Genomic DNA, 2,815 nt, shown 5'->3' with positions numbered 1-2,815 from the left:
CCGTGCGCGTGGGCTTCGGCGGCGGCGTGGGCGGCCGCGTCAGCCGCTGCGTGGACGGGAGCGGCCGGCGCTGTTACTGCGGCGGCTGGCTTGGCGGCTGCCGCAGTGCTGTCCGCCGGTTCGTCAAAAAGATTTGCTTGAGTCATAGTTCGGTTCTAGATTTAGATGTCTGCTTCGGCTTCGTTGCCGTGTTCTTCGATCCAGGCGCGGCGCGCGGCCGCTTCGCCTTTGCCCATCAGCATGTTGAAGCGGGCCGCCGATTCGTGGTGGCCGTAGCCGCCCAGCGCCACCGGCAGCAGCCGGCGCGTGTCGGGATTCATCGTGGTTTCCCACAGCTGCTCGGCGTTCATCTCGCCCAGGCCCTTGAAGCGCGAGATCGACCAGGCGCCTTCCTTCAGGCCGTCCTTGCGCAGCTTGTCCTCGATCGCCACCAGCTCGCCGGCGTCGAGCGCGTACAGCTTCTGGATCGGCTTCTTGCCGCGCGCCGGCGCGTCGACGCGGTACAGCGGCGGGCGCGCGATGCAGATGTTGCCGTTGGCGATCAGGCCGGGGAAGTGGCGGAAGAACAGGGTCAGCAGCAGCACCTGGATGTGCGAGCCGTCGACGTCCGCATCGGACAGGATGCAGATCTTGCCGTAGCGCAGGCCCGACAGGTCGGGCGTGTCGCCCACGCCGTGCGGGTCGACGCCGATCGCCACCGAGATGTCGTGGATCTCGTTGTTGGCGAACAGGCGGTCCTTGTCGGTTTCCCACGAGTTCAAGACCTTGCCGCGCAGCGGCAGGATGGCCTGGAATTCCTTGTCGCGGCCCATCTTGGCCGAGCCGCCGGCCGAGTCGCCCTCGACCAGGAACAGCTCGGTGCGGGCGGCGTCGTTCGATTCGCAGTCGGTCAGCTTGCCCGGCAGCACGGCCACGCCCGAGGATTTTTTCTTTTCGACCTTTTGCGCCGAGCGCAGGCGCGACTGCGCCTGCTTGATGACCAGCTCGGCCAGCTTCTTGCCGTAGTCGACATGGTGGTTCAGCCACAGCTCCAGCGCCGGCTTGGAATAGGTGGAGACCAGGCGCACCGCGTCGCGCGAGTTCAGGCGCTCCTTGATCTGGCCCTGGAACTGCGGGTCCAGCACCTTGGCCGACAGCACGAACGAGGCGCGCGCGAACACGTCCTCGGGCAGCAGCTTAACCCCCTTCGGCAGCAGCGAGTGCATCTCGACGAAGTTTTTCACCGCGCCATACAGGCCGTCGCGCAGGCCCGATTCGTGGGTGCCGCCGTTCGGCGTCGGGATCAGGTTGACATACGATTCGCGCACGATGGCGCCTTGCTCGGTCCACGCCACCACCCACGACGCCCCTTCGCCCTCGGCAAAGCCTTCGGCGTCGGGGCCGGCGAACTGCTCGCCTTCGAACAGCGGGATCAGGGTTTCGCCGTCGGTCGACTGCGCCAGCGCCTCGGTCAGGTAGCCGCGCAGGCCGTCGTTGTACTGCCAGGTCTGCGATTCGCCGGTCTTGGCGTTGGCCAGCGTGACCGACACGCCGGGCAGCAGCACGGCTTTCGAGCGCAGCAGGCGCTGCAGCTCGGTCTGCGAGATGGCGGCCGAGTCGAAATATTTCGGGTCCGGCCAGGCGGTGACGCGGGTGCCGGACTTCTTGCCGTCGCGCGGCGCCACCACCGACGACAACGGTTCGACCACGTCGCCGTGCGCGAACGCCAGGTGGTGCAGGCCGGTGCCGTTCGGCTCCTTGCGCCACACGGTGATTTCCAGCCGCTTGGACAGCGCGTTGGTGACCGACACGCCGACGCCGTGCAGGCCGCCGGAGAAGGCGTAGGCGCCGCCGCTGCCCTTGTCGAACTTGCCGCCGGCGTGCAGCCGGGTGAACACGATTTCCACCGTCGGCACGCCCTCGTCCGGGTGCAGGCCGACCGGGATGCCGCGGCCGTCGTCTTCGACGGTGATGCTGCCGTCGGCGTTCTGGGTGACGATGATGTTATGGCAATTGCCGCCCAGCGCCTCGTCGGCGGCATTGTCGATCACTTCCTGGATGATGTGCAGCGGGTTCTCGGTGCGGGTGTACATCCCCGGACGTTGCTTGACGGGTTCGAGGCCCTTGAGGACACGGATGGAGGATTCGCTATAGTCGGAAACGGGTTTTTTGGTGGCCATACGTGAGCAGCTTGTGTTTTTGATACTGGGTTTATGTACAGGTGCGGCGTTAATTGCGTATTCTATCCTCAACCGGCTTGGCTCGCGGCAAAAATTGCGCACTGCGCAATTTATACACGATGTTTACAGCGCGGGGCCGCCTTTTTAGACCGTTTTTACGACGCCGTCGCTAAGCTGATCGGTATCGCAACACACCGCGCAACGCTCGCCAAGGAGGTCACCATGCATGCCTTTTTCCACACCCAGGCCGCTCAACGTCGGGCCAAACCACCGCGGCCGTGCCTGATGCAGCTGACCGTGGACGCCGGCGCCGTGACCGACCTGCGGGCGCTGGTGATGCGCACCTGCGGCGCCGGCATGGAGTTCATGCGGGTCGAGGCCTGCGACCACGGCGCCCGCGTCAAGGTCTGGCTGTGCCTGTCCCGGGCGCTGGCCGGGCAGGTGATGGAAGCGGTGATGCGGGCCTTGCCCGGCGCCGAATTCGGCCGCATGACGGCGCTGGCCCAGGGCCGCGCATGATCATCGCCGTCGCCAACCAGGGCGGCGCGCAGGGCGGCGCCGGCAAGGCCATCGTCGCCAACAACCTGGCGCTGCTGCGGGCGCGCGCCGGCCGGCGCGTGATGCTGGTCGACACCGATCCGCGCGCGCCGTCGTGC

General features: G+C 66.9%; 2 protein-coding genes. One reads left to right on the top strand and one right to left on the bottom strand.

Annotation, left to right across the window (positions count from 1 at the left end):
* Positions 1-161: 161 nt before the first annotated feature.
* Positions 162-2,159, bottom strand: coding sequence for a DNA topoisomerase IV subunit B (locus tag GJ695_RS29270; RefSeq protein ID WP_154370597.1), 1,998 nt, complete (start codon positions 2,157-2,159; stop codon positions 162-164).
* Positions 2,160-2,381: 222 nt separating this feature from the next.
* Between GJ695_RS29270 and GJ695_RS29265 the strand changes: the two genes are divergently transcribed.
* Positions 2,382-2,678, top strand: coding sequence for a hypothetical protein (locus tag GJ695_RS29265; RefSeq protein WP_154370596.1), 297 nt, complete (start codon positions 2,382-2,384; stop codon positions 2,676-2,678).
* Positions 2,679-2,815 lie beyond the last annotated feature (137 nt).

The organism is Duganella alba (assembly GCF_009674495.1).
In the GTDB taxonomy this organism is placed as follows: domain Bacteria; phylum Pseudomonadota; class Gammaproteobacteria; order Burkholderiales; family Burkholderiaceae_D; genus Rugamonas; species Rugamonas alba.
The sequence above is the reverse complement of the archived record's forward strand: the minus strand, read 5'-3'. Positions and strand labels throughout refer to the sequence as shown.